This window comes from Saccharomonospora sp. NPDC046836, from assembly GCF_040645195.1.
GTDB lineage: Bacteria > Actinomycetota > Actinomycetes > Mycobacteriales > Pseudonocardiaceae > Prauserella_A.
Genome location: NZ_JBEYXW010000048.1, coordinates 1 through 26,215, shown reverse-complemented (window position 1 = coordinate 26,215; position 26,215 = coordinate 1). Strand labels below are relative to the sequence as shown.

Annotated in this window: 24 protein-coding genes and 5 pseudogenes; 12 read left to right on the top strand and 17 right to left on the bottom strand. The window is 68.8% G+C overall.

Annotation, left to right across the window (positions count from 1 at the left end; all coding sequences use genetic code 11):
* Nucleotides 1-12: 12 nt before the first annotated feature.
* From ABZ863_RS32010 to ABZ863_RS31990, 5 genes and pseudogenes are all read left to right on the top strand, one after another.
* Nucleotides 13-735, top strand: coding sequence for a hypothetical protein (locus ABZ863_RS32010; RefSeq protein WP_358543167.1), 723 nt, complete (start codon nucleotides 13-15; stop codon nucleotides 733-735).
* Complete coding sequence (locus ABZ863_RS32005) at nucleotides 725-880, top strand: hypothetical protein (RefSeq protein ID WP_165398242.1); 156 nt, start codon at nucleotides 725-727, stop codon at nucleotides 878-880. The genes ABZ863_RS32010 and ABZ863_RS32005 overlap by 11 nt, the downstream gene beginning before the upstream one ends.
* On the top strand, nucleotides 877-1,455 hold the full coding sequence (locus ABZ863_RS32000) for a hypothetical protein (RefSeq protein WP_358543164.1): 579 nt from the start codon (nucleotides 877-879) through the stop codon (nucleotides 1,453-1,455). Before ABZ863_RS32005 ends, ABZ863_RS32000 begins: the two co-directional genes overlap by 4 nt.
* A 147-nt stretch (nucleotides 1,456-1,602) precedes the next feature.
* Nucleotides 1,603-2,202 (top strand): Scr1 family TA system antitoxin-like transcriptional regulator, encoded by a 600-nt coding sequence (locus ABZ863_RS31995; protein WP_358543161.1) that lies wholly within the window; start codon nucleotides 1,603-1,605, stop codon nucleotides 2,200-2,202.
* Between the two features lie 93 nt (nucleotides 2,203-2,295).
* Nucleotides 2,296-2,877, top strand: a pseudogene (locus ABZ863_RS31990) (IS3 family transposase); the annotation flags it as partial.
* Between the two features lie 108 nt (nucleotides 2,878-2,985).
* On the opposite strand, the gene ABZ863_RS31985 reads toward ABZ863_RS31990, so the two are convergent.
* The 4 genes and pseudogenes from ABZ863_RS31985 to ABZ863_RS31970 form a co-directional block, all read right to left on the bottom strand.
* Nucleotides 2,986-3,507, bottom strand: a complete 522-nt coding sequence (locus tag ABZ863_RS31985) for a YrhB domain-containing protein (protein WP_358543158.1) — start codon at nucleotides 3,505-3,507, stop codon at nucleotides 2,986-2,988.
* Nucleotides 3,508-3,611: 104 nt separating this feature from the next.
* Nucleotides 3,612-4,381 (bottom strand): annotated as a pseudogene (locus ABZ863_RS31980) (transposase).
* 99 nt (nucleotides 4,382-4,480) lie between these two features.
* On the bottom strand, nucleotides 4,481-5,413 hold the full coding sequence (locus ABZ863_RS31975; RefSeq protein WP_358543155.1) for a transposase family protein: 933 nt from the start codon (nucleotides 5,411-5,413) through the stop codon (nucleotides 4,481-4,483).
* Between the two features lie 229 nt (nucleotides 5,414-5,642).
* Complete coding sequence (locus tag ABZ863_RS31970; RefSeq protein WP_358543152.1) at nucleotides 5,643-6,413, bottom strand: hypothetical protein; 771 nt, start codon at nucleotides 6,411-6,413, stop codon at nucleotides 5,643-5,645.
* A 1,219-nt stretch (nucleotides 6,414-7,632) separates the two neighbouring features.
* Here ABZ863_RS31970 and ABZ863_RS31965 point away from each other — a divergent pair.
* Nucleotides 7,633-7,899, top strand: a pseudogene (locus tag ABZ863_RS31965) (GNAT family N-acetyltransferase); the annotation flags it as partial.
* 50 nt (nucleotides 7,900-7,949) lie between these two features.
* Here ABZ863_RS31965 and ABZ863_RS31960 read toward each other — a convergent pair.
* Nucleotides 7,950-8,528, bottom strand: a complete 579-nt coding sequence (locus ABZ863_RS31960; RefSeq protein ID WP_358543149.1) for a hypothetical protein — start codon at nucleotides 8,526-8,528, stop codon at nucleotides 7,950-7,952.
* A gap of 1,300 nt (nucleotides 8,529-9,828) precedes the next feature.
* Between ABZ863_RS31960 and ABZ863_RS31955 the strand changes: the two genes are divergently transcribed.
* The 5 genes from ABZ863_RS31955 (at nucleotide 9,829) to ABZ863_RS31935 (ending at nucleotide 16,394) form a co-directional block, all read left to right on the top strand.
* The gene (locus ABZ863_RS31955) at nucleotides 9,829-11,076 is read left to right on the top strand and encodes a ParA family protein (RefSeq protein WP_358543146.1); all 1,248 of its coding nucleotides are present in this window, start codon (nucleotides 9,829-9,831) and stop codon (nucleotides 11,074-11,076) included.
* Nucleotides 11,073-12,236 carry a ParB/RepB/Spo0J family partition protein gene (locus tag ABZ863_RS31950; RefSeq protein ID WP_358543143.1) on the top strand — a complete coding sequence of 388 codons (1,164 nt, stop codon included), beginning with the start codon at nucleotides 11,073-11,075 and terminating at the stop codon, nucleotides 12,234-12,236. The genes ABZ863_RS31955 and ABZ863_RS31950 overlap by 4 nt, the downstream gene beginning before the upstream one ends.
* A gap of 252 nt (nucleotides 12,237-12,488) precedes the next feature.
* Nucleotides 12,489-12,932 carry a hypothetical protein gene (locus tag ABZ863_RS31945; protein WP_358543140.1) on the top strand — a complete coding sequence of 148 codons (444 nt, stop codon included), beginning with the start codon at nucleotides 12,489-12,491 and terminating at the stop codon, nucleotides 12,930-12,932.
* Nucleotides 12,933-13,911: 979 nt separating this feature from the next.
* Complete coding sequence (locus ABZ863_RS31940; RefSeq protein ID WP_358543137.1) at nucleotides 13,912-15,891, top strand: polymorphic toxin-type HINT domain-containing protein; 1,980 nt, start codon at nucleotides 13,912-13,914, stop codon at nucleotides 15,889-15,891.
* The gene (locus tag ABZ863_RS31935; RefSeq protein WP_030699340.1) at nucleotides 15,888-16,394 is read left to right on the top strand and encodes a hypothetical protein; all 507 of its coding nucleotides are present in this window, start codon (nucleotides 15,888-15,890) and stop codon (nucleotides 16,392-16,394) included. The genes ABZ863_RS31940 and ABZ863_RS31935 overlap by 4 nt, the downstream gene beginning before the upstream one ends.
* 289 nt (nucleotides 16,395-16,683) lie before the next feature.
* On the opposite strand, the gene ABZ863_RS31930 is transcribed toward ABZ863_RS31935, so the two are convergent.
* From ABZ863_RS31930 to ABZ863_RS31900, 7 genes and pseudogenes are all read right to left on the bottom strand, one after another.
* Nucleotides 16,684-17,076 (bottom strand): HIT family protein, encoded by a 393-nt coding sequence (locus ABZ863_RS31930; protein ID WP_352279181.1) that lies wholly within the window; start codon nucleotides 17,074-17,076, stop codon nucleotides 16,684-16,686.
* Nucleotides 17,073-17,414, bottom strand: a complete 342-nt coding sequence (locus tag ABZ863_RS31925) for a hypothetical protein (protein WP_358543133.1) — start codon at nucleotides 17,412-17,414, stop codon at nucleotides 17,073-17,075. The genes ABZ863_RS31930 and ABZ863_RS31925 overlap by 4 nt, the downstream gene beginning before the upstream one ends.
* Before the next feature lie 549 nt (nucleotides 17,415-17,963).
* A complete protein-coding gene (locus ABZ863_RS31920) occupies nucleotides 17,964-18,122 on the bottom strand; it encodes a hypothetical protein (RefSeq protein WP_358543130.1) in 159 nt (52 codons plus the stop codon).
* 162 nt (nucleotides 18,123-18,284) lie between these two features.
* Nucleotides 18,285-18,638 (bottom strand): hypothetical protein, encoded by a 354-nt coding sequence (locus ABZ863_RS31915; RefSeq protein ID WP_358543127.1) that lies wholly within the window; start codon nucleotides 18,636-18,638, stop codon nucleotides 18,285-18,287.
* 56 nt (nucleotides 18,639-18,694) lie between these two features.
* On the bottom strand, nucleotides 18,695-18,895 hold the full coding sequence (locus ABZ863_RS31910; protein ID WP_358543124.1) for a hypothetical protein: 201 nt from the start codon (nucleotides 18,893-18,895) through the stop codon (nucleotides 18,695-18,697).
* A 151-nt stretch (nucleotides 18,896-19,046) separates the two neighbouring features.
* Nucleotides 19,047-19,493 (bottom strand): hypothetical protein, encoded by a 447-nt coding sequence (locus ABZ863_RS31905; RefSeq protein WP_358543202.1) that lies wholly within the window; start codon nucleotides 19,491-19,493, stop codon nucleotides 19,047-19,049.
* A gap of 139 nt (nucleotides 19,494-19,632) precedes the next feature.
* Nucleotides 19,633-19,986, bottom strand: a pseudogene (locus ABZ863_RS31900) (diguanylate cyclase); the annotation flags it as partial.
* Here ABZ863_RS31900 and ABZ863_RS31895 point away from each other — a divergent pair.
* Nucleotides 19,985-20,803: a phosphotransferase gene (locus ABZ863_RS31895; protein ID WP_358543121.1), complete on the top strand. Its 819-nt coding sequence runs from the start codon at nucleotides 19,985-19,987 to the stop codon at nucleotides 20,801-20,803. The pseudogene ABZ863_RS31900 and the gene ABZ863_RS31895 overlap by 2 nt on opposite strands.
* Before the next feature lie 243 nt (nucleotides 20,804-21,046).
* Here the strand turns inward: ABZ863_RS31895 and ABZ863_RS31890 are convergent.
* From ABZ863_RS31890 to ABZ863_RS31870, 5 genes and pseudogenes are all read right to left on the bottom strand, one after another.
* Nucleotides 21,047-21,361, bottom strand: a pseudogene (locus ABZ863_RS31890) (IS110 family transposase); the annotation flags it as partial.
* Nucleotides 21,362-21,606: 245 nt separating this feature from the next.
* A complete protein-coding gene (locus ABZ863_RS31885; RefSeq protein ID WP_358543118.1) occupies nucleotides 21,607-22,275 on the bottom strand; it encodes a hypothetical protein in 669 nt (222 codons plus the stop codon).
* 480 nt (nucleotides 22,276-22,755) lie between these two features.
* Nucleotides 22,756-23,259, bottom strand: a complete 504-nt coding sequence (locus ABZ863_RS31880) for a hypothetical protein (RefSeq protein WP_030699351.1) — start codon at nucleotides 23,257-23,259, stop codon at nucleotides 22,756-22,758.
* An 87-nt stretch (nucleotides 23,260-23,346) separates the two neighbouring features.
* Nucleotides 23,347-25,449 (bottom strand): hypothetical protein, encoded by a 2,103-nt coding sequence (locus tag ABZ863_RS31875; RefSeq protein WP_358543114.1) that lies wholly within the window; start codon nucleotides 25,447-25,449, stop codon nucleotides 23,347-23,349.
* A 70-nt stretch (nucleotides 25,450-25,519) separates the two neighbouring features.
* Nucleotides 25,520-25,996 carry a hypothetical protein gene (locus ABZ863_RS31870; protein ID WP_358543111.1) on the bottom strand — a complete coding sequence of 159 codons (477 nt, stop codon included), beginning with the start codon at nucleotides 25,994-25,996 and terminating at the stop codon, nucleotides 25,520-25,522.
* Nucleotides 25,997-26,215 lie beyond the last annotated feature (219 nt).

The window sequence follows — 26,215 nt, the reverse complement described above, 5'->3', positions numbered from 1 at the left end:
GGAATCCCGTACATGAAGCCGATGACCGCCACGGACGTTCTGCCGGCGTCCCTCCCGCCCGACGGCCTCCAGAGCTGCGCCGGTGACGCCCAGTCCACCAGGGTCCGCGCCGGAACGCGGAGCCTGCTGCGGGCCCTGTTCGGAGTCGGTGACTCCGACAGTCCCGGCGAGGAGCTGAGCAGGCAGCTCACCACCGAGATTCCACGGGCGAAGCTGCGGCCGATGGACCGGGAGGCGTCCACGGTCGAACTCACCGTTCCCGCAGGCGATGACGCGCGGCTCGCGCAGCTCGCCTACACCCACCTGGACGAAACCGGCCGCGCGCTGCTCTGTCTCCAGGTCGCTCTGCGCACCGTGGGGCTGACCGTCCCCACCGAGGCCCGGCCCACGGAGAAGATCCGGATCGGCGCCCTCGACACCCAGGGCCTCCTCTCCCTTCTTCCTCCTCGGCATCAGCGCGCCTGCGCCGTCCAGGTGGCGACCAGCCACGGCTGGTCGCAGGAGAGCTGCATCGCGGCCGCGGACTACCTCGCCGACGGCGACCAGGGCGTCGTCTCCGCTCTCGCGGCCGCCGTCGACCAGCTCCTGGCCGAAGCCGGCGTGAAAGCGGTCACCGACGCCACCCCCGCAGGCGCATACACCACCGCCACATACGAGACCGCCATCCCCCCGGACGCCGCCCTCGCCCTCGCCGGGAACCTGGAACTACGCGAGGTCCACCGCCATGCCCGGTAGCACGAAGACCGCCCTGGTCCTCGGCCTGGGCATCGGCGGCACGATCGCCCTGGCGCTGCTGGGCGCGTTCGCCGCGCTCGTGACTGCCGTGGCCCGCGCGGAGAACGAGGAAGACACCGGCCGCCAGGAAGGGCTGCGGAGATGACGTACGCCGCCCGGCGCGCCGGAGAGACACCGCTGCCCCTCGCCATCGCGGTCGACGACGACGGCGTCCGCTACACCGACTCCTTTCACAACGCCGTGATGCGGGACATCGACAGCGTCCTGTGGCAGGCGACCGGACCCGCCGCCGGCCCGCCCGTGCACGGCGACCCGCTCCACCCCGGCCGGCAGCGCGACGCCATGGAACACCTGTGGTGCGCAGAGTGCGGCCGCCCGCCCGGGCGGAACGACGACGGCATACCGTGGGCCCTCGCCGCCCCCACCCCCGAGCCCACCTGGGAGGGCGTCAACACCGAGGTGCCCCCCATCTGCGAGACCTGCCTCGGCCGTGTCCTCAGCACCTGCCCCTCCCTTCGCGCCGGCCACGTCGTCCTGCGCGTCCACGAAGCACCCGTCGTCGGATACCGCGGCACGCTCCACCCCCGCCCCGGACAGACCAGCCAGCCCAAGGCCGACACCTTCGTCCCCCTCATCAGCGACGACTGCCGCTACCTCATCGCAATCTCCCTCGTGCGCCAGCTGTTCGGCTGCACGGTGATCACCAGCCACCACCCCTAGACCATCCCGGGCCGCCCCCTCCCTTCGTGCCGCGGCCCGGGAACCGAGGGCACCGCGCCTTGGCAGGGGCGCGGTGCCCGCACGGCCGCCGCGCCCCGGCAGCCAACCCGCCAAGTCCCCGTCAACCCGCCCGAGGAACGCCTTCCCGTGTCCGACTTCACCACCGACGCCGCCCGGGCCACCGCGCTGGGCCGCGCCCTCGGCGCCCGCCTGCGTCACCTGCGCATCGACGCGGGCGCCTCCATCGCTGCTGTCGCCCACCGCCTCGGCGTCGACAGCCACTCCATCGGCCGGATCGAGCGCGGTCTCCACTCGCCGCGCAAGAACCAGATCGCGCGCCTCCTCGCCCACTACCCGGTCCCGGACGACGAACAACGCGCGGCCGCCGAGCTGCTTGGGCAGGACCAGACAGGCGAGGGGCAGTACCAGGTGGCCGACGCGCTGCCGGGCTGGCTCGCCCGGGCCACCGGCGTCGAGCGGACCTCCTCCCACCTCCACACCTACGCCCTCCACCACTTCCCGGCGCCCGTGCAGACCCCGGAGTACGCCCGGGCCCTCGCCGGCGCCGCCTACCCGGAACGGTCCCTGGCCGCCAACGCGGACCACATCCTCCGGCGCGTCGACCGGGCCCGCCTCCTCAAGCTCAGCCCGCGTGCCACCTGCGTCGTCATCATCGACGAGGCCCTCCTCCTCCGCGCCCCCGCCGATGCCGCGGTGCACCCGGCCGTGAGCCTCGGGGCCCCGTAGGTGCCGTCCGACTCCCGGTGCACGGCCTGTATCCGGGTGGCGAGCTTCGCGTCGGCAGCCTGGTTGCCCGGATACGGGCGGTGCACCAGGAATCGGACGGCACCTCCCGACCCGGCCGCGGCCAAGGCGCCGGACCTGATCGGCCGCGACTTCACCGCGGACAGGCCGAACACGAAGTACGTCGGTGACATCACCTACCTGCCCCTCCATGGCGGGAAGTTCTGTTACCTGGCGACCGTCATTGATCTCGCCTCCCGCCGTGTGGCTGGGCGATCGCCGACCACATGCGCGCGGACCTCGTCACCGACGCCCTGGCCGCGGCGATCCGAACCTGCGGCAGTCTCGCCGGATCGATCATGCACACCGACCACGGAGCCCAGTACACGAGCAGGGGTTTCGCCGAAGCCTGCAGGTCAGCAGGGGTTCAGCGGAGCATGAGCGCGATCGGGTCCAGCGCGGACAACGCACTCGCCGAGTCCTTCAACGCGACCTTCAAACGCGAGACCCTGCAAGGACGAAAGAGCTGGCCGACCGAGCGCGAGGCCCGACTCGACACCTCCCGATGGCTGAACCGCTACAACACCCGCCGCGACACTCCGCCTCGGACAACGATCACCGGTCGCCTTCGAGAACGCCCTCCACTACACCCCAACTACGCTGGCACAAGCCGCATAACCCGTGTTCAGGATTCGGGGTCAAGGCCCGGCTGTCCCGCAAGTAATCTCAGGCTGCGTTTGAGGTCTGCCGTAGCCACACGATCTGGGCCTCGCCCTCACAAGCGGACTACAGGCGGTCCGGGCCGGCCACTGTTTCGATCGCCAGAGGTGGGCAGACCACTTCTTCCCTGGTGAGGTCCGCCAGTTCGTGTGGCGGCTCGGCTCCGTTTCTGACGGCCATGACGTAGGTCCTCGCCTCCTGCAGGCTCAAGCGCGGAGCCTGCTTGCGGAGGTGTTGCATCGCGGCCACCGTCCCGGCTGAGTTCATCAGCGCAAGCACGGAAGCGGCCAGGGGGTCGTGCGCCCGCACGCCCTTGATCTGCCGGAGGTAGAGCTCCTCCCAGTCCTCGCCCACCCACGTGGTGACAGGGATGTGGTGGACGCTCCCGTCGTACCGGTCCACCAGGTAGGGGCCGCCGCCGACGAGGAGACCGCGCAAATCGCGTGTGCGGGCGTACTCCGCCGAGTTCCAGAAGACGAGCCAGCCCAACGCGTGCTCCTTCACCTCGTGGACGACCAGCTCGTGTGCCAGCCGCATCGTGGCCAGCAACGACTCCACCCGTTCGACGGCACGCTCCTTGGAGATCACGCCTTCATCATCCACATCGGGTCAACCGGATTTCCCACCACGCCAGCACTGCGCACTGAGACCCCAAACGCGGTCGCAGACGCGGTCCGGTAGGCATAGATCTGCTATCCGGTCAGGGCAAGGTTGTGAAAGCAGGCGATGCCGAGCATGGCGTGGTGGACGCCGTCGCCTTTCAGACGACAGTCGCGGAGGATCTTCCAGGTCTTCATGCGGGCGAAGGTGTGCTCGACTCGGGCACGGACTTTGCGGTGGGGGGTGTTGTGGGCTTCCTTCCAGGCTGGTAGCTCGGTCTGGCCGGGTTCTCGGCGGTGCGGGATGATCAGGCCGGTGCCGCGGGAGCCGCCGTCCGCGATCACGGTGGTACGGCCGACCGCGTCCTCGGCTCCGGACAGTGCCCATGCCTTGCAGTCGTTGCGGTTGCCGGGCAACGGTCGACCGACCACCACGACCAGGCGGGTGTCGGCGTCGATGACCACCTGATGGTTGGTGGAATAGCGATAGTTCTTCGACTGCTCGGCCACGGTGTGGTCCCGGGGGGGACCAAGGTGCCGTCCACGATCAGCACCGCGTCCTTGGCCAACCGCCGACGAGGGCGCAGCGCAAACCTCGGGCCAAGGTCGTCGACCACCCGGCCCACCGTCGACTTCGAGACCCCGAACAACAGGGCCAGTTGCCGCATCGTCAAGTTCGTCCGCCAATACGCGGCGACCAGCAGCATCCGGTCTTCCAATGACAGCTTCCACGGCCGGCCCAGACCCGGGGAGTCGGCACTCTCGCGACGCAGCGCGGTCACCAACCTGCCGAAGATGCGGGGACTCAGACCGGTGAACGGAGCTATCCATGACGGCTCGGACGCCGTGATCACGCCTGACACGGTCAAGATCATCGCAGAGCAAGATCACTTACGGGACAGCCCTTACGAGCTCGTGCACGGTAAGCGGTGAGACGTCGCGAGCCTCGGTGCGACCTGGGTTCACGTCTGCCGTGTCGGCTTCAGGTCCACGGTCTGCTGGTGGGACAGCAGGCCAGCGACGGCTTGGATGGTGTCGCTCATATGCTCGCGGCGGCCGAGATGACGGGCCAGGGCCCGCCAGTTCTTCAGATGGGCGATGCCGTGCTCGACCCGGATACGGCGTGAGGAATGTGCCTTGCGCTGGCGTTCGTGCATCTCCTCGTACCAGCCCGGGGCGTTCTTCTTGAACTTGCGGTGCGGTGGCGTCACCACCCGGCCACCGGTCTGTGCGCCCAGGCCCTGGTAGCCGGCATCGGCGAGGATCTCCACCGGGGGCCCGTCGGCCAGGAGCCTGACCAGCCCTAACTGGCGGGCTTGGGTGATGTCCGCGCAGCTTGCAGGCCGTGCTGGGCTGCACCAGAGCACGTGGCCTTCGCCGTCTGTGACGACCATGGACTTGACGGCGTTCTGCTTGTTCTTGCCGGAGATGAACTTGTCGCGGTCCTTGCGTCCGGCGGCCGGGCGGCGAACCCGGATCTCGGTACCGTCGACGATGCCGGTCGTCCCGCTCGAGCCGAGATGGTCGATGACCTCGGCCAAAGACCGCAGCCGCACGTCAGGGCTGACGGTGCACCCTCGCTCGGCGAGCAGGGGCCGCACCTCACCGACGGCCCGGGTGATGGTGGAGCGGTCCACTCCGAACCAGCAGGCCAGCACGTCATGGGTGGCCCCATGACGAAGATGGACGAGCGTGGCCAGGAGCCGGTCGACGAACACCAGCCGGTGCTTCGCGCCGGCGCCCACCGCCCGCTTACGCGATCGAGCGGCAAGCCTCGCCTGGTGACGCTCCTGCCACACCGGGCCGATCTCCTCGACGAGTTCAGCAATCACGCCGGCAGTCAGGCCCGTGATCCGCCGATTGCTGATGATCACCGCACGCGTTGCGTTCCCCACCACCTGACCATGATCAACCATCCAGGCTCGACGTCTCACCGCCTACCGTGCACGAGCTCGTTAGGTCGCTCCACCGGCCGGTTGCGGTCGAACCGACGCGTACTCTTGCTTCTCGACGCGCCGCGCCCGGCTCAGGTGGTCTCCCAGGGCTTCCACGGGGCTCTCAGGCAGATCACAGGCTTTGAGGAAATCCCTGCAGTTGCTTGAGTCGTGCGGCACGGCCGTTGGGCTACCTCGGCGGCTGGCGCGCGGTGAGGTCCTGCCATCGGCTGCGCGCGGCTGCCAGGTTGGCGAGGGCTTCTTGGCGGCGGGGGTCGGTGCGGTTGCGGTTCTTCACGTCCGCCTGAGTCTGTTCGGCGGCCTTCAGCCGGGTGGTGTCCTTGCGCGCTTCGGCCAGTTCTTCACGTTTTCCGGTGAGCTGTTCCGCCAGGCCTGCCCGGAACATTCTCTCTTCCGCCGCGGCATCGTTGATCTTCATCTCGAAGTCTCGGACCTCTTCCTCGTCGAAGAGCCGAACGCTGTTCTCCGGGCCTGCTGTGGGATCAGGACGGTGAGGGAACTTCGCCCGGTCACCGCCGCCGTCAGGCTTGGTCAGATACAGCGAGTGAACGCGGTCCCCGCGGTCGAAGCGGGCGCGCAGTCCGTGCAGTGGGAGCAGCCGGCTTTCCAGTGAGGCCGCGACCGCGTGCTCGTACAGGACGAGGTCTCCGAGACGTCCCAGTTCTGTGCCGTGGCCGGGATCGTATAGGAGCGCAACGTCGCGCTCCAGCTTGTCGAGCCGCTGTTCGTGCTTTTCGCGTTCCGCCTTGACCTGCGCGGCTGCCTCCGTCTCCGCCTGGCGCTGGTCCCTGTCCACCGTGCGCAGTCTGCTGCGCGCCTGGGTGAGCAAGGCGCGCTCTTCGGCGTATGCCGTGTGGAAAGTGTGGGCCCATGTCCCGGGGAACAGGCTGCGCCGCCAGGCCGCCCAGATCCCTGCACCCACCATGAACAGCAGCAGCACCCGTAGGGCTTCGATCACGTCTTCTCCCCCTTGTCCTGTTGGCTCGCGTCTGTCCTACCGTTTCCGGGTCTTCTCCGTGTGCGGATCAGGCCAATTCAGGGTCCACCACCCGCATCGACCCGGCCGACCTCGCCACCCGCGTCATCGACGGCCGGGGCACCCTGAACCCCGCCCGCTGGCAGGCCGCCGGATGGACCTACCGCGCCCTGGGCCGCCCCTGAGTACCCTGCGCAGGCGGTTGCCTTCCGGAGGCGGCCAAGCCCCGCAGCAGCCCGCCGAACGCAGTCATGTCACAGTCACGGAACGGCAGCGGTGACTCTCCGAGGAGGTCGAAGATCACAATGCGCGGCTCAAGGCCGGGAACGCGAAGGCCGCCAGCGTGGCGGTTGCCTTTGGAGCAGACCGGCCGCACCCGCACCCGCACCTTCGGGGATGCTCTCCGAGAATGGGGAAGCTGGCATGCCTCACCCCGTCGACCCCCACATGCGGAGATGCATCCGACACAGAAAGAAGGGGGTTCGTTCCTGTGACGACAGGAACGAACCCCCTTCTTGTGGAGCGCTGGGCAGGCCTTGCACCTGCATCTCCCCGCAGGAAGCGGGGCGTCTTTCCTTGGACCACCAACGCACGGGCACCACGCCGTCGAAGCAGCCGGGCAACCTCAAGATCAACTGTACCTCACCGAAGAGCCCTGCCTGCCGACAGCATCCGCCGTCAGCAGCAGCCGCATGTTCGGCACAAGCCTCCGGGTCAGGCGCAGGATGCCTGAACCGCGGCTGGTTGTGACGTGCCGTCAGGCTCGTGTGGTGGGTCGTCCGGGTGGGCCCGGATCCGGGCGGAGGAGGGGCCGGTCTCGATGGCGAGCTCCCCAACCTCCACCTCGCGTTCTCCCAAGCGGGAGACCGAGGCCAGTGTCTGGGACTGCCCAGTCCTCAGCCTCGTTGGCTCGTGCGGTTGGCTCCGTCTGCATGTTACCGAAGGGCAGCACCTCTGGGGCGACGACCTCGAGAGACCGTGCTCGGTAATCACGATCCGCTGGACGGCTCGGTGCAAGGTTGCCTCGGGGCCTTCAGCTCTCTTCTAGGGCCTGTATCGAAAGTGGCTGGTTGTGACTCTGTGGCCTGTGTTTCTATGCCGGAGTGAACATCGAGTGCTCCGGGGTGCCGGATGAGAGGCCGAGCCGCTGGGTCCGGCAGAGGGCTGATGGCGATGTTGAGGAGTGCGTGCGCGGGTCCTGGCGGAGGTCCATGCGCGCGACGGCTATCCGGTGAACTGGCCGGATCGGCCCGGCGAGTGGCTGTCACGCGGTCCCCTGCTGGGCTCCTGGGTTGCCGAATTCGAAGGCGGCCTGGTCGGGCATGTCAGTTTGTCTCAAGGCGGCGAGGGCGATCTGGCCCCGATGTTGTGGAGCGAGCGGAACGGGGCGACGCGGGGTATGACCGCCGTGGTCAGCAGACTGTTCGTTGCCCCGCAGGCGAGGGGACATCGGATCGGCGCTCAGCAGGGCAAGGACACCCACTACGCGGGCGGAACGGATCAGCAGCCCTTTGTGCGGTCGGCTGTGACCTTCATGACGAACCATGTGTCGCCCTCCAGCGTGGCTTGGGACGTGACGGGGTACTTCAGGCGCTGCTCGGGGAGCTTGAGCTTCTTGCCGGAGTCCTTGTAAACGGGCTTCCAGCTGGTCGCGTCGAAGCAGTCGGTGACCGTTGCGGTCTTGCCTTCGGTGTTCACGGCGGTGACCTGGGGCTTCATCTCCGGGCGGCCGGTGAACTTGATGCCCATCGACTCGTTGCGCAGGACCGACTTCTTAAGGTCGGTGGCGGCATCGCCCCTGGCGTACTTGGCCAGTTCCTCGGTGTGCAGATCTCCGTCCGCGGCCATCTTGATCTGGATCTCGCGCATGTTCGTGTACGCGGCGAGGACCTTGTCCTTCGCTGCCTGGTCCGGATCGCTGGACGGCGTCGAGGAGGCAGTGGCCGAGGGCGAAGAGGCCGTCTTCTTCTTGGGTGTGTCGGAGCCGCAGCCGGCCAGAGCGCCCGCTGCGACGGTGCACATGAGGAGGGCACATGCGAGGCGCAGGACGTGGGTGCGGTGGTGGGTGGTCGAAGCCATCGGCAGATCCTCTTCGGGAAGCGGTTACGGGCGCTGACGCGCGCTCAGGGCGGACAAAACGCGGCGAGGTGTGTCCTCTACCGCGCTTCGCGGCTCTGGAGATGCACGCCAGGCCAGGACCCGGCGAGCCTACGGCCACGGCGCAGGGCCAGTGCCTGGCTACCAGCCGCGGCGAGGGCGTCGTGAGGTGGGTGAGCCACAGGTGACGAGGTGCCAGCGTGTGAACGGGGTCGCTTCGCACCGAAGCCTGGATGGTCGACTCGGTCATCCACCCGGTTCCCAACTGGAGGTCCAACCGGAGTAGACGCAGAACCTAACGAAGCACCATTTGAGCGTTGCTATCGATCTCGGTGGGTATGAGCCCGAGATCGCTGACTCGGTTGGGTGGTCTTGTGGCTGACCGGGCATGCGGGCGGGGCCTGTCCCGCGTCGGAGGCTCGTGCGCTTGACGACATGAGGCACGCGCACTGCAGCGCGCCCGGCCGGACGCGTCGTTTGAGGCACCATCGCCCCCAGACCGGCGCCTTCACCCGGGGCCGGATACCGGAGGTCGGGTGGCTGCATGATCGAGCGGGGGCCTGCGGCCAGAGCAGGTCAGCTTGAGAGGGGCGAAGCGGGAGGCGTCACGCTGAAGGCGACCTGTCGCAGTGAAGGTTGAGCGTTTCTGCGGTCGTCCCGTTCGCTCGTCCAAGGGCGCTGAAGGGAGGATCTCCGGGATGGATGAGTACTCCTGGCCAGACAACGGCGTTAAGGGCAGCGATAGGGCCCAGGCCGCATGGCCGGCAACGTGTGAGGCTCTTCCTGTGGGGACCCAGGTGACCGGCGAAGTCGTCGGTCGTCAGCCCTTCGGCGTCTTCCTGCGTATCGCCGGTGTCCCAGACGCGATCGGTCTGGCCGAGATCACGGCGATGCCTCATGGCGCTCAACCGCCCCAGCTCGGTACCCACTTCAGCGGCGAGGTCTTTGGGCATGCCCACCACAACCATCAAGTGAGGATCTCCCTCAGTGGGCGGCGTCCCGCCGGGACTTGATGACTGTCGTAGCGGGCTCCCCAGCGATTTCAGAGAACCAGACCTGAACGATCACTCAACCTTCGGCCAGAGAACCGAGTGGTCCCCCACCTTCGGTGACCGCCGCTCGACGTTCACTGCGACCGGTCAGGAACGTGGGGACCTCCACTCCCCCACTCCCCGACCCCGGCCCTGACCCCTGAGCTTTATTACGGCGTAATACGTCGACACCTTCCTTAGGTAACTCCCATGACGCCAGATCAAGCCTGGGAGTTAGTAAGGTGTCTCTCATGTCATCGACACCGCCCCCTCCCGGAGACCGGGAGAAGATCGTCTCGAAGCTGCCGGCCCCCCTACAGCAAGAACTCAAGGTCCGTACGGCACAGCACAACCTCGACATCCAGGACGCAGTGGAAGCGGGCATCTCGGCGTGGAGTGGGCTGGGCTCCAACCTGCCCAGCATCGACACCGCCGGGGCCAAAGCCTTCTCCACCTGGCTACCGGCAGGCCAGTGGGACAACTTCAAGTCCGCATGCCGAGCCCGTGGTGTCCCCCTGGTCCAAGGGCTGGCCCAGTCCGTCTCCACGTGGCTGCAGAACAATCCAGCGCCGGGCGTCCAACGACCGGCCATCGTCAAGCGCTTCGTGGTCTGCAACCAGAAGGGCGGCGTCGGCAAGACCGCCGTCACCGCCGGGGTGGGCCAGGCGCTCGCCGAGAGCCCCGAGCAGCTCTACCCGGTCGCCATCTCCAAGCACTTCGCCGTCGCACGGACGTCCACCGACCCTGCCGCAGACGTCACCGCAGTCGAGCAGCTGCCCGGGCCCGGACTGCGCGTGCTCCTCGTGGACTTCGACCCCCAAGGCCACCTCACCAAGCAACTCGGGCACGAACTCCTCCACCTGGACGGAGACAGCCTGACCAAGCACATGGCCGGCGAAGCGAAGGGCAAGCTCGAGGACCTCGTCGTCGCGGTCGAGGACGACCGGTTCGACGACCGGCTCCACCTCCTGCCCTCCTGCACCGACGCCTTCCTCCTCGACGTCAAGCTCTCCGGCGTCAGGGCCCGCGAAGCCGCACTCGAACGCGCCCTCTCCCCCATCGAGTCCGACTACGACGTCATCATCGTCGACTGCCCGCCGAGCCTCGGCCTCAGCATGGACGCCGCCGCCTACTACGGCCGACGCCGTGACACAGAGCCCCTCGGCAACTCCGGCATCCTCGTCGTCGTCCAGGCCGAAGACAGCTCAGCCGACGCCTACGGCCTCCTCACCAACCAGATCGACGACCTCCGCTCCGACATGCACCTCGAGCTCGACTACCTCGGCATCGTCGTCAACCACTACGACGCGCGCCGCGGCTACATCGCCACCTCCTCCCTCGACAGCTGGATGGCCATAAGGGACCCCCGCGTCGTCGGCCTCGTCGGCGACCTCAAGGAGCAGAAGGAGGCCGTCCGCGTGAAGCAGCCCCTCCTCGCCTACGCCCCCCAGTGCCCCCAGTCCCTCGCACTGCGCGCCCTCGCCCGGGAGATCGCATGACCAGCAAGGCAGCCCGGCTCGGCGCCGGCTCCTCCTTCGCCCAGACCCAGACCGTCAGCGCCCGCCGCCAGGCGATCAGCAACGCCACCAAGGCCCCCACCGAGGGAGCCCCTCCCCCGGTCAAGCTCCCCGTCGGCCTGATCAGCCTCAACCCGGCCAACCCCCGCACCGCCCTCGGCGACCTCTCCGAACTCGGCGCCAGCCTCCGCGACCACGGCCAGAAGCAGGCCATCACCATCATGTCGCGGGTCGCCTACCTCGAAGCCAACCCTGATCACGCCGACAACCTGGACGAGGGCTCCAAGTACGTCGTCATCGACGGGAACTCCCGCCTCGCGGCCGCACGGGACGCGGGGCTGACCGAGATCAAGGTGACCGTCGACGAAGACCTCGGCGCCAACGCCGACGAGGTCCTGGAGTCCGCCCTCGTCGCGAACATCCACCGCAAGGATCTCGACCCCCTCGACGAAGCTCGCGCCCTGCAGCAACTCCTCCAGGTCGTCGGCACCCAGCAAGCCCTCGCAGCCCGCCTGCACCGCTCCCAGGGGTGGGTCTCCCAGCGCCTCGCGCTCCTTGGGCTGACCCCGGAGCTGCAGGAGAAGCTCACGGCGGGGGAGGAGCCCGCTGAACTTCTGCGCCAGGTAGGCAACAGGAAGCCCGAGGAACAGGCAGCGCACCTAGCGCGTCTGAAGGAGAAGAAGGCGAAGGCACGCAAGAAGGACTCGCCGCCCACCGTGTCCGCTCCCGCTTCGTCGAAGGGCAGCCCCGGAGGCGAGGGCCCGCCCGCCCCCCGGAAGCCGGAAGATTATTACGGCGTAATAGAGCCGTCGCCCGAGGGGACAACCGCGATCTCAGGAACCCACGGCGACGGCCTGGCCCCCAGCCGGACGTCGGAGGCCGAAGCCTCACCGGCCCAGCGCGCAGCAGGTCCGGAGTCGCTTGGAACACTGCTCGTTCAGCTCGGGGGAGCCGGCTTGATGGACGCGGTGCGCGAGCACTTGAGTGACGACGAGCGGAGCACCATGCTCCACCGGTACTTCATGGTCAGCAGCGGCGTAGAACAAGTCGTCGCCGACCTCGGCCGCGGGCTACCACCGGCCCATCGCGCCGAACTCGGAGGGATCCTGCAGCAGGTCGCCAATCTGCTCACCGAGAAGTGAGCGCGCAGGCAGTCTCTCCTCAACGAAATGGCGGTTCCCGTCGTCCGACTCAGGGCTCGGATGGCGGGAGCCGCCTCGTACGTGTGTGGGCCTTGTCCGCCTCTCACATCGCCAGCAGGACGACGAAACCCCGGTCCCACCACCACACAGACGATTCGGTCACTGAGAGGGGCCAGGCTGCGACCTTGCGGGCAGCCGCGTCTCCGTCTACTAGTGCTGTGACCGGGAAGGTTCACCACGCGGAGACCGCCGGTGGACGAGGCCGTGGGACTGGTAGAGGGCGAACTAGGGTCAGAGCAGCGAGCGCTTGACGATCTGGTCACGGAGGACCTCTGGCTTGCCTTCCTCCGATTCGGCCGACGGCTGTTCGACGTCTCGGACACACCCGACGCTGACGGCCTTCTGTTCCAGTACGGGACCCACGCGTTCGACGGTCCTCCGGCCTTCACGCTGACCCGGCAGTTCGAGATCTCCGACAGCAACGGTGATCACGACCGTCATCTACAGGTCCACTGCGAGCTCAGATACGGACTCGCACTCGCCCTGGAGGCCCTCGGAAGCTTCGACTCGTGGTTCTTCCACGATGCCGGAGACGATCTCGAAGAGTGGGCTCAAGGACTGACCGAACGAGCAGCCTGGGCAACGATCCACAGACTCAAGCCGACCGAGATCAGGGTGTATCAGGAGCAGGTGTAGTCATTCAGGCCGCCATCGTGGTGGGACGCCCTCCCCAGCGGACACCCTTCTCACTGCGGAGGCGGGCTCGTTCACGTCGTTGGGCTGCAATGACGTCGGGGTGGCGGGGGTTCTGGTTGCGCCAGCACAGGTAGGCGTGGAGGGCCCGGGTTTGGACCGTGTGGTTGGGATGGTTCGAGTTGGCCAGGGTGAACTGCCGCAGCGGTCCGAAGTGGGCCTCGATGGGTTGGCCCAGGAGGCGTAGGTCGGGGTGAAGCACAGTTTGACCTTGTTCTTGGCCGCTCACCGCGTCCGCTCCCGCTTCACCGAAGGGCAGCCCCGGTGGCGAGGGTCCGCCCGCCCCTCCCCGGAAGCCGGACGATTATTACGGCGTAATAGAGCCCTCGGCTGTGGGCTACCGTCGACCCATCACGCCGAACTCAGAGGGATCCTGCGGCAGATCGCGCAGCTCCTCACCGAGAAGTGGGAAGCGGTGTCCTGCTTCGCCTCGCCGTACAGCAGGGGGTTGGCGGGTGTACGGGCGTGGTCTCGTACACCGCCTCACTCAGGCCTGTGGTTCATACCTCGCTCCCCAGAGGCGCCGGCGGGGAGGGCGACACACCAGCGATCCGGCCTGCGGTACTCCGGCGAAGGCAGGTGCCCGGATCGGTGAGGTGTCCCCCTTTTCACATGGTGGGGCCGGATCTGCCGCACAGAGAGGCTCTCCAAGCGGCAGGCCTCGTACCAGTCGGGGGTAAGGCCGGCTTCCCTCCGGAGGGGGCACAGGTGGTGGCTGCTGAGCTAGACGCCGAAAGCAGCCGGGGGCAGGGCGCGGCGGCCGGGCAGTGCGAGCGCTCTGTCAGGGTTTGACGACGACGAACCTGACATAAGCTACCGCTTGGTAATTTCAGGGGGAGTTCTCGTCCGAGGACTCTGGGCACCGCAGCCAACTATGGGTTCGGCTGGGGGCCCTTGACGTAGGACGTATATGTACCACCGCATGACGCGGCACACAGTCGCGTTTGTCATGGCCTTGGCCGTCATGTTCGGCCTGGGGCTGGGGGAGAAGACCGCTTCCGCAGCCCAAGGGATAGAGAACCGTCAGACGGCCGCCATCGCCGCCGAGAAACTCGAGGAGCTCGTCAAAGCAGCGAGGAAGTACTCCGGCTGCGGCGCAAAGCCACTACTTGAGAGACCTTCCTGCTACCGGGAGTTCGCCGACAAGGGGCTCCGCGTCGGTGTAGGCGTGGGCGTCGCCGCCTACGCCATCCACCACCTGCACAAGGACAACACTCAGCACTTCGCCGGCCTGCGCAAGGAGCTTGCCGGGTTCAAGGAGCTGAAGGAAGCGGTCAAGCAAGACCCCTCCTCGATCACAGACCCCACCCTGCGGGCCCAGGCAGAGAAGCGGATCCACGCCGCCTGGAACGCCGCCCGAGCGGACATCGACAACCGGCTCGCGAAGGTCAACGAGACCATCCAGACGGTCATCGCCCTTGCCGAAGTCACCGTCGCCTTCCTTCAGGTCATCATCGCGCTGGCCGAGCTCATCGGCGATCCAGATTTCCAGGACGCGGCCAAGAGCATCAGGACTGGCCTCAAGGGCATGGGCGAGGATCTCGACACGATCAATGCCGGCCTCAGCCAGATGAGTCACGCCCTCGACGACATGAACGCCTCGCTGGGCGACGTCAACGGCGCCCTGGACCAGATGAACCGGGGGATCGGGCAGGCCAACAAGGGCCTGGACGAAATGAACCGGGGCATCGACCAGGCCAACAAGGGCATGGACAAGCTCAACACTCACGTGCCTGACATCAAGAAGGGCGCTGAGAAGCTCAACGAACTGCCCGGCATCGACTTCGACTTCTCGCATCTCAAGGACACCTGGAGCTCCGGCACCTCAGCTCTCGACGACGCCGAGCAACAGCGCCGCATGGGACTGCTGCTGGACCTGCTGCCCGGCATCGGCGACGGCAAGGGCATCATCGAAGCCGTCACCGGCACGGATCTGGCCACCGGCGACGAACTCACCGGGTTCGACCGCGCGACCGGGGCGCTGGTGGTGATGCGCTGGTTGAAGGCCGGCGAGAAGGCCCTCAACGCCGACGACATCCGCAACGCCCGCAAGACCGCATGCCTCGCCGGCAACGTCACCGACAACAGTTTCCCGCCCGGCACCCTGGTCCTCACAGGCGACGCGGACAGCATCCCGATCGAGCAGATACGCAAGGGCGACCACGTACTGGCCACCGACCCCACAACCGGCCACACCCGCGCCGAACCCGTCACCGACCTGATCACAGGCACCGGGCAGAAACGCCTCACCACACTGGTCATCGACACCGACGGCCCCGCCGGAAACCAGACCGACACCATCACAGCAACAGACCACCACCCGTTCTGGGTCCCGGACACAGGCATATGGACCGACGCCGTCGACCTCACTCCCGGAACACGTCTGCACACGCCCACCGGCACGGACGCCACCGTCACCGCGGTCTCAACACGCACCGCCGAACAGACGGTCTACAACCTCACCGTCGCCAACGCGCACACCTACCACGTGCTCGCCGGAACCACCCCCCTCCTCGTCCACAATGCCAAGAAGAACAAGTGCAGCCTCGAGATCGACCACGTCGGGCAGGTCGACCAGGACTGGGTCACCAAGGGCGCACACGTCAACATGAAGGACGGCATGGAGGTCGCACTACGCCCCGACGGCAAGGGCGGCATCCGTGGCGAGTCGATCCGGCTCAGGAAAGGCACCGCCACCCAAAAGCAGGTCGACGCGGTCATTGCCACCATCAAGTCCGACCCCAAGACCCGCGCGGACATGATCAGGGTGACCAAGGCCGCCAAGGAGGTCTTCGAGTCCAGCGCCAAAGCCATGAAGGAGGGCCGCACCCCGCAATGGCGCTTCAGCAACGACCGCACCGACGAACTGCAGGCCCTCATCAAGGCGATGGAGAAGATGTGACCTCTGACCTGGATTTCTACGCCCACGTCGCCACCCACGGTGAGGTATTGGGAGTGGGCATCGGAGCGCAGCCCGCCCAATGGGAAGCCGCGCTCGGCACCGACTACCTCGACACCCAGGACGCAGACCTGCTGCGCCGTGACTACGGACTCGTGGAGCTGTCGTTCCAGAAGGACAACGACGCCTGGCCGTGCTTCGGAGTGAGCCTGCAGGTACACCGTCTCACCCAGGACACCGAATCCGACGTACCAGCACCCCTGCGCGACACCTACGGCGAGTTCGCACCCACGGTCCGATTCGAGCAGCTGGCCGCCGCCATCGCCAGGCTGGGGTACTCGGTGGAACCCGAGCCAGATGCGGCCGGCACGTCCGAGGACATCCGCCGCCACCGGGTGACCGAGTCCGGCGTACGGATCTTCGTCCGCACGCCGGAGGGGCCCCAGCAGACAGGTGAAGTCTGGAGCCTCAGCATGTCTCCCGCCTGGTGGCGCAACACCGGCTGACCAAGCACCCTCGATGTGGGGCTGCGGCTGGGCGCCCGACGCGGCCGTTCCCGGCTGGAAACGTTCGTGGTGACCACCAGGACAGCGAAGCCGTCGGCGTCCGGTTCGCGCGGGCGACTCGCCGAGCGACCTGAAACGCAAGGTGGCCCGGCACCTCCACAATCGATCTGCAGGAGGTGCCGGGCCAAGCGCGCATACGACCGCGCCCGAGGAAAGCCGGACTTTCCGATCACGGAGGTCGCCGATCGCATCTATGCGCAGGTCATGCCTTGTAGGGCCCACCTGGTGGTCATCTGGTGACCTTTCCCTCGGGACGTACAGAGCCCTCGCCTCGCGGATCCCACGGGAGCGCGAGGGCGTCCCCGTTGCGACGAGGAACTAGGTGCAGGTGAAGATGCGTCACCGATTGCGTCGCCTCGCGACCTCGGCTGGTGATGAGGTTGGCGTGCACCAGGTCCAGGTCACGGCAGAGCTGCGCCGCCCGGCGTGCGGTCGCCCCGGTCACATCGGGGTTGTCCGCGAAGTCGCTGACGTGGGTCTTGGGGATGACCAGTGTGTGGCCGTCGACGACCGGGCCGAGCGGCACGATCGCGACGGCGTCAGGCCAGTCGTGGACGATCGTGGCGGGCGCCTGACCGTCGATGATGAGGCAGAACGGGCAGTCGCGGGTGAGGGCGGTCATCGGGCCAGCCCTTCGGTGCGGCTGTCGAGGTCGGAGATCCACGCCAGTGCGACAGCAGCCACCTGCACCAGCTCAGTACGCAGCAGGTCCGGGTCGGACTCGGCCAACGCCTCACACACCTCCTCGGTGAGCATGTCGTTCCAGGTGAGCCGTCCGGTGCGGGTGGTGTGGTCGCAGTGGCGGCGGGCCTCGTCGGCGCGCTTGCGGTCGGTGGCGCTGCCGGTGCCGTCGGGGTGGTATTGGTCGCCGAAGCGGGCGATCTGACGCTGCCGCTCCGCGTAGACCTCCACCATGTGCCGGTCAAGGCCGGGGGCGGCGAGGGTGGGCTGGGTGGTCACCGGGTGGTCCTTTCAGAGAGACCAGAGGGTGGGTTGGTGATCGGTGGGCGCCAGTTCGGTCTGGCCGGGCAGTACGTCATCCGGGCGCGGGGCGGGCATGGTGGCTCGGACGGTGCGTTGCCGCTGCTGTCGCTCGCATACGGGTCCGAGGCCGGACGGTGTGGGGTGGCGCATGGCCCGTCCGCAGCGTCAGCAGTACGCGCTGGTGTGCGTGCTGGGCACGGGTGCGGCGACCGAGGTGTCGCTGGGGAGGGGGAGTGTGGAGATGTGCCGTCAGAACGGGCAGTCGGGGCGCGGATGTTTTCGGGGGACCGGCGGCCGGTTGATGTGGTGGTGGGTCACCTGCACCTGGGCGCCGGCCTCCCGCCGCCGCCGGCCGATGGCGTCGGCGATTGCGGGTGCGCGGTGGCGTCCCTACCAGCAGTTCACCAAGAGCTGGACGGGACGGCCCTGCGCGGCAGCCCGCAGCGCGGCGAGTTCATGCACGGCGTCGTTGACGATCCGGGCGGCGCCGGGGGTGTTGAGGACGTAGTCGCGTACGCCTGCGTCCTATGCAGTCTGGCGGGCGACGGTGCTGGCGAGGGCCGGGTCGTCGGGCGGGTTCAGCAGGGTGTTGGTGAGGTTGATGCCAAGGACGGCGGCGCGGCTGCGGGGCGGCGGCGGGTCCTGCCAGCGGGCGCCGAAGGAGTCGATGAACACATCAGGCACGAGGATCTCCAGTCTCGAAGGGGTGGAGACGCCACAGAGCGACCGCCCGGCCGGATCGGGCGGGCGGCGCTCTGGCGACGGTGAGGAGAGTCGGGGGAAGGCAGGCAGCGACGGGGCCCCGGGGCGGGCGGTGTGGGTGCCGCCGCTACTTGCGACCGGGGGTCAGCCGAGCAGGTAGTGGACGCGGGTGGCCAGGTCGTCGGTCGGCTCGGCGTCGTCCAAGAGCCAGTCACCTTCTGGCTGCCGCTCGAAGGTGACCCAGCGGGACCGCAGCCTGGCCAGGGCCCGGTCGTCCAGGGACAGGTCGTACGCCTGGGCGTAGGCCGCCAACGCCTGCGCGGCGCGGTCCGGGTCAGTGATGAGGATGACGAGGTCGCCGCCGTCCAGCTCGACCACCGGCACGCCCGCGTAGCTCTCCGCCGACAGGCTCTCCGCGGTGGTGGGTAGGAAGCGGCCCACCGGCAGGGGAGCGGGCCCGTGTTCGCCTGTGTCGAGCGCCTTGGTCCTCTGCTGCATGTCGGGATCTCCTCCGGGGGCCGGGCTGCATGGGCCGTGTCGTGCCGGGGTGACAATCAGGCGGCGGGCTTGGTAGAGCGGGAGCGGGGGGAGTGCTGCGCGTGGGCCAGGAGTTCGCGGTTGCGGCGTTGCTGCGCGGCGGTGAGTGGCCTGGTCTGCTGCGGGCCGTGCCGGTGCCACAGCGACGAGGCCGGGGGCTCCAGGTAGGCGAGCGCACGATCGACAGCTTCGCGGTCGCGGTTGGTACTGATGCTCATGGGCCTCCGTCCGGAGGGAGAGGATGTTCAGCCGTGTTCCTGGTCTGTGCCGCCCTTGGGCCGGTCGGCGAGCGCCCCGTGGTGCCGGTCCGGGAGTGGGGCGGGCGCGGCGGGGGCTCGGGCGGTGCGGGTCCGGGGCGGCTTCGGCAGGTCACGGGCGTAGGTCGGGGAGCTGCTGGAGGACTTGGTCGACCAGGTCCGCGGTGGGCTTCCAGGGCCCGAGGTGTCCGCGGGCGGGGATCGGCAGGGCGAGCTCCTGGACGTCGTCGAGCTCGAGGTGCCACCGGCCGGGCTCCGACCACGGCCCGCAGGGTGGCGCGCTGTCCGGGTCCTGGTGGCAGCCGGTCAGCCGGGCGACACCGATAACGGCGCCGGTGGGCAGCTCGCTGCCCCGGATCGTGCGGGCGACCGGCGGCAGGCGCAGGGCGGCTCGGTCGGTCTGCTGGCTGGTGTGCAGGAGCATCCAGCCGCGCCAGGGCCACGGGCGGGGCCGGTTCTCGATCCGCTTGTCGCCGTGCAGAATGCAGGCCGCCCTGGGCTGCTTGATGCTGATGCCGCGGATCCAGTCGCCCGCCGGCGGAAGGGCTCCGGTGCTCATGCCGCTCGCCCCCATGCGCCGTGCCCGGACGCCCGCTCCGGCGCCCGTTGACGGACGGGAGCGAGGTGTGGGCGGTGGTGGCGAGGTGGGCACGGCCGGAGTGCTTGCCGTCGTACAGCGCGGCGTCGGCCGTCCGCTGCAGGGCGGTCAGGTCGCGGGTGCCGACGACGTCGGGTGTTGCGGCGCCGACCGAGGCGGCGACGTCGAGGGTGCGGCCGTCGTCCAGGGTGACCGGGGTATGCAGCATCCGGACTAGCTGGTTGAGGCGCTGCTGGCGGCGGTCGGCGGGAAGCCTCAGGACCACTGCGAACTCGTCGCCGCCGAGGCGGCCGGCGGCGACGCGGGGGCCGGCCCACGCGGTGAGTCGGGTACCGAACGCGGCGAGGACGGCGTCCCCCGCCGCGTGGCGGGCCGTGTCGTTCACAGCCTTGAAGTGGTTTTCCCGGACTACGGCGCCGAGGCTTGTGTGACTGATGGCAAGATCGCCTTTCATGACTTCCGTTCCGTGGAGTACTCACGCTGTCGACCTCCAGCCCGGCAGTGTGATCAAGAGGTTTCGGCGCGAGAGGCGTGAGGGGAGCGAGCGGGAGTGGCGTGCGCTGACCCTGCTCGCTGCGTATGCACCGGACTTGGCCCCTGTGCCGCAAAGCGCGGACCTTGTGGCCGAAGAGCCGGTCGTGGTGATGTCGCGCCTGCCAGGTGAGCCGCTTCGAGGACAGTCGCTCAGCGCTCAACAGCTGAAGGCCCTGGCTGCTGCGGCAAGTGAGCTCTATGCGGCCGTGCCTGCGGACATCCTGAGCGAAATCCCTGTCAGGCCCGGTCGCCAGCACGCACTCATCGCCCAGATTCGTGCTTGGGCGCCGCAAGCTCGTCCACGAGTCAGCAGTGAGGTGGGCGATGCCATGGACCGCGGCCTTGCATGGCTGGCCCACTCGGAGATGGACCGTGTCGACCAGCCGAATGTCCCTCTGGTCTTCGGTCCCGGCGACGGTAATCTCGCCAACTATCTCTGGGACGGCTCGCGCGTGCGGGTCGTCGACTTCGAGGACTCTGGTCTCAGCGACCGTTCTTTCGAACTGGCAGAGATCACCGAGCACGTTGCCAGCTGGATCGACCAGCCTCTCGATGTTGAGGCGTTCTTGGGCCAGTTCGAATTGAATGCTGCCGAACGTGTTCGGCTTCCGGAGGTCCGCAGGTTGCTGGCACTCGTGTGGTTGTTCCTGCTGTCCTTCGACGACCCTGAACGCCCTCGTAATCCGCCAGGAACGGCCGAGCGGCAAGCGGCCCGGCTGTCCGCGCTTCTCGCCTGAGACCACGCTCCGGTCTTCGGCCCCAGAGCTCAGGTGGCATTCGAGGCACCATGATCGTGCTCTGGACGCGAGGCGCAGCGTGAAGTGGGCCGCGCCTCGCGTGTGTCAAGGTTTCCTGATCTGCGGGATTCCGAGATCGGCGATCCGGGCTGTGTTCTGGTTTCGGGTTCGATCCAGGTCGGTCAGCTTCTTGCGTGCGGCTTCGAGGCTGACACGGAGGCCTTCGGCTTCGCCAAGCCATCCGTCGGTCTTGGCCTCGCCGGGGTAGAGGTCGGCGATTCGGTGCATCGTCAGGCCGGGCAGGTAGGCGACGGGACAGCCCATGTCCCGGGCCACCGCCAGCGGCAGGGCGCCGATCGAGGCCGGCTGGTCGACCACGACCAGCACCGTTCCGTGCTTGGCCTGGAGTTTCGCGAACAGCTCCCTGAGCTTGGGCTCGGTGTTGGGCAGCCGCTTGTCGAACGCCTTCTTCCCAGCCGGGGGGACGGCGGCGGCGTGGTGTTCGCCCTTGCCGACGTCCAGGCCGAGGAAGACGTCGATGTCGCCGGTTTCGATCACGTGCGTCCTCCGGTCGTGCTCCACCCGGCTGTCCACGGCACCGATCGCCACATCCACATTACGAAGAGCCTCCCGACCTGCGAACAGGCTGGTGGGCATGCCCCTAATCAGCGGTCTGTCAGTGCCTCCGGGCCCGGTGACACCACCCCCCGTATCATGGTTAACAAGGGGGGAGTCATGCTGGGCCCGGAGGCCGGGAGCCCCATTGCGGAGCCACCAAAAAGGTATTGGGGGTACCGCGGGTGTCAGTGGGCTTCGGGCGTCTTCAGCTCGACAGCCATCCAGGTCCAGGTGACCTGGTCGATAATGCTGTTGTCCTCGGACAGGACGTTCCAGGGGTCCATCCAGCTTCCCCCGGCGTGGTTGCGGGCCTGGCAGGAGCAGGTGCACCGCCAGCCCTGGGCGCGCTGGCACTGCCAGTAGCACTTTTCGTTCTCGTTGTACTCGCGGCCGATCGACAGGTTCGGGTAGCGCCGAAGAAGCTCGTCTGCGAGGTCGATGAAGTGGACGTCGGCCATGGTCCAGCAGGCATGCTCCGATTCCCACCTGGGGCGGACCTGCTTGCCGAGTAGATCCTGGATCTTCTCTTCGTGGAGCACCTTGTTGGTCTCGGGGAGCCAGTAGGCCATGCGACGGCGGGCAAAGAGGGCGATGGTGGGGTAGGTTTCGCCGTCCCAGCGCGGAAACCAGACGGGCATGGCCATGGGTGTGAGAGATCCGCTCAGCTCGCGGGCGAGCTTCACCTGCTTGGCCTCGCGGGTGCGGAGGATTCCGCTGGCTGTCAGGCCCGATGCCCAGCAGTTCTCCGTCTGGCCGGACGGGGTGTGGATGTACATCTTCTTCCAGTTGGGCGAGATGAACGTTCTCTCGCCGCAGATGGGGCACGTGGTGCCCTGGGCGCCGGACTGGCCCATGGGATGTCTCCTTCAGGTAACGGGTACGACGGTGACGCCGGTCTCCTCTTTCAGCCCCCACGCTGCTCCCGCCCGCAGCGGCTCCTCTGGGTCCAGGCGCCCGGAGGGGAACTGGAAGTATTCCTGCCAGACGGGCTTTCCGCATCGACTACCGAAGCGGAGCCGCTGTACGGGAAGACCCGGGCGGCCATGCTCGCGGCAGGCCGGGAGCAGAGAACTGCCGGCACCCAGGCCGGGGTAGCGCAGTGGAGCGCGATGGCCCGTCAACTGCTGATGGTCAAGCGGGCGAGCCGACGCGGACGCAGTGTCCGAACGGCGCCGGCCAGGGATGTTCGTGGGGTGGTCAGCCACGGTGGGCTACTCCTTCGAGGAGGTCACGCTGCGTACCGGAAATCGTGCGGGCTGCTCGGGGCGGCCTGCGCCGTACTCGACTCCCGGCCGGGTGGGCGGGGTTCGAGTGCGACGCGGGGTGCCGGGTGCTCAGCGGATGTCGTTGCGAGTGCGGGCGAAGAACATGCCGCGCGTGCTGCTGTTCACCTGGATCTCGGTCTTCTGGGTGACCGGGCCCTTGTAGACCGACGTCGGGCCGGCCTTGCGGGCCTTGCTGACCGCGCAGCCGATCGCGGTGGTGAGCATCGCGGCGCCTGCGAAGGGGAGGGTGACCATCAGGACGCCGTAGAGGGTGACGGAGGCGAGGCCCTGGAGGACCAGCCAGGCGCAGCAGCCGAGGCCGACCGAGCCGGCGCCGACGCCGATGGAGGCGACGGCGGTGCCGGCGGCCCAGGCGGGGACGATGCGGTGGTCGGGCTGGGGGACGGGCGGGGTGGGGCCGTGGGTGGGCAGGGGGGTGTCGTCGCGGTAGTGGGTCGCGGTGGGGGCGGGGTGGCTGGGCTGGTAGGCGGCGGCGAGGATGCGTTCGGCCTCGGCGGCGGCTTCGCGGTCGGTCAGCGGCAGGTGGGCGGTGGGCTGGGGGAGGGGTTCCACTGGGGGCTCCGTACGGGGTTTTGAGGGCATGCCGGACAGGCGCTGCCGGAGGGGTCCGGCAGCGCCTGGCGGATGGGGCGGGGTGGGTCAGGCGTTGCTGAGGCGTTTGATGGCGTCCAGGGCCTCGCGGGGCGAGGAGAGGCCGGCCCGGCTGCCGCGGTTGCTTGGGGGCCGGTCTTCGTCGCTGTCCTCGTCGTCCTCGATGTCGCCGAATTCGCCGGGGCGTGGGGGCTGGGTCCAGTCGAACCACAGGCCGCGGGCGTCGAGTTCGGTGATCTCGTGGTCGGTCAGGGGCGTGATGGTGTCGGGGAAGTACGGGTCGAGGCTCTGCTTGAAGTCCATGAAGAGGGTGCGCAGGACTTCGGGGTGCTTGCCTTCGACGATCCAGCCGGCGCCGCCGGTGTTGGAGTCGGCGGGGGGCTCGGGTTCGCCGCGCATGACGCGCTCGATGCGGCCGGCCTCGGAGGTGGAGAAGGAGCGGGGGAGGGGGTCGGGGATGTTCTCCCCGGCGATCCCGAGGGTCTTGAACATCTCGTTGACCTTCTTGGGGGCGACCTTGAGGACGACGGGGATGCAGTTCTCGCGGAGGTTCTCGCACAGGAGCTGGGTGAAGCCGTCCTGGACGTAGATGGACTGGCCGGCGACCTTGATGCCGACGGCGTACTTGCGGCCCTTGACGGAGACGGTCTCGGCGAGGTCCATGATCTCGTCTCCGTACAGGGGGTGGCGGGCGGCGGAGAGGAACTCGTCGAGGTAGCCGGAGAAGGGTGAGTAGGGGCAGCCGGGCCGGGTGGGGTCCCATTCGTGGATCTGGCCGTCGTCCCAGAGCATCTCGCCGCGGATCTCCATCAGCGCGGCCATCGTGCGCAGGAGCCGGACCATGTAGAGGGCGCCGACGCCGTAGCGGGCGGTGTGTTCGCCCAGGGCGAGGGTTTTCTCGTCGGGGGCTTCGGTGGCGAGCATGACGACGGCGCCGAAGAGGGCGTCGGCGGCGATGTGCAGGGCCATCAGCTGGGTCTTGCCGCCGCCGGAGGGGGCGACGAACAGGCCGTGCGCGGCTCCCCGGTCGGTGTAGACGCGGTTGCGGGCCGGCTGCCCGTTACCGAGGTAGCCGGTGACCCACCGTCCGTCCTTGTCGGGGGTCAGCAGCTCGCGGGTGGCGGGGAAGGTCTGGGCCAGGGGCGAGGTGTCCCACAGGGAGACCAGGACCTGGTTGCCGTCGGTGGTGACGAACAGGCGGCCCTCGTCGTACTTCGTCTTCAGGACGGCGGCCAGGGCGTGCTGGTCGACGCGGGCCTCGCCCAGCTCCTCGGGGACCTGGGCGACGTAGTGGGTGACCTTGCGGTCCTCGTCGCGGACCTTTTGGACGAAGGAGGAGCCGGGGACGGGCCCGGTGGCGATGTGGTCGTCCCACCATTCGCGGGTGGTGGGCGCCTTGCGGCGCCGGGCGGCGGCCTCGGGGGTGATGCGGACCTCCAGCCAGCCCGGCCCGCCCTGCCGGCCGTCGCTCTGGCGCTGCACGGGGGCCAGGTGCACGTCGGTCTCGTCGACGCCGACGGCGGCGGCGACCTGAGCCTTGGTCAGGCCGCTGATCGGGCGGCCCTCTTCCAGCGCGCGCACCAGCAGGGTGCAGTCGATGTCGTAGCCCTCGTGGCGGTCGGTGGTGATGACCAGCGTCCGGCCTGGGAGCCCCGCCCGCTCCCACATGCTCCGGACACCCCGGGTGAACGGGTCGGGGTGGTCGTCGGGGTGCGGGGAGGCCGGCTCCTCCACGCTCTCCGCCTCGATGTCCTCGGGCTCGGCGGCGGTGAGGGCCGGCGGCGGGGTGGGGGCGGCGAGGGCGGGGGCCAGGCGGCGGCGGTGGCGGGAGAGGGGGGCGATGAGCCAGCCGCAGGCCAGCCAGCCGGCCGCCAGGCACGCGTCGATGCCCCAGCCGGTGGTCGTCATCGCGGTGATGTCGACGGCGAGGGCGGTGACGAGCGGGGAGTTGCGCATGAGCTTGCGGCCGGTGCCCTCGTCCGCGGCCACGGCGGCGACGGCGCCGCCGACGCCGACCGCGCCGGCCAGCAGCAGGCCGACGTTGAGGGGGCCGTCGGGGGCCAGGTTCGGGGCGGCGGCCAGCAGGGGCGCGGCCGCGGTGTAGGCGAGGCGCTCCAGGACGACGCTGCGGGGCGTGGGGCGGATGGACACCGGAAGTTCTCCTTGGGGTCGGGCAGGAGGGCCGGTCCCGCTGGCGGGGCCGGCCCTCCTGGGGTGGGGGTCAGCGGTTGAAGAAGCCGGGCTTGGGGGTGCGGTGCCGACGGCCGGAGCGGACCTGGTCGAGGGGCTGGTACATGCGCTGGTGGAGGGTCTGGGCCTGGTGCGCCTTCTCGGCCAGGCTCTGGCTGCTGCGCGCGGTTTTCTTCGTCGCCTTGTGGGCGGTGGCGAGTGCGGAGCTGGTCTCCTCGGTGAGCTCGACGAAGACGCTGTCGAGGTCGGCGCGGGCGATGGCGGCGGCTGTGGAGGCGGCCTCCTCGCCGTTCTGCTTCATGCGCTTGGCGGAGTGCTGCAGGGAGTCGCTGATGGCGTCCATGGTGGCCGCGAGGTCCTTGAGGCGCTGCTGGACGGCGGCGTACCGGTTGTCGTCCCAGACGGCCGAGGTGCGACGGAGCCCGCCCCCTGCGCCCTTCAAGGTGCTGGCGCCGCGAGGGGCGGCGGAAGCGGGGGCGGGGGCGGACCGGGGGGTCAGTTCGGGCATGGAGGTGTCCCTTTCGGTCAGTCGTGGTGGACGGCGGCGGATGCCTGGGCGACGCCGCCCTCGTCCATGGCGGCCTGGTCCTGGCGGTAGACGCGGGCGACTTCCTGGGCGGCCTGGGCGGCGGCTCGAACAAGGCGTCGTAGTCGGCGAGATCATGGCCGAAGATACGGAAGGAATCGAGCAGCGCACCCCGGCCCGCCATGATCTCCGCGCGGCCGC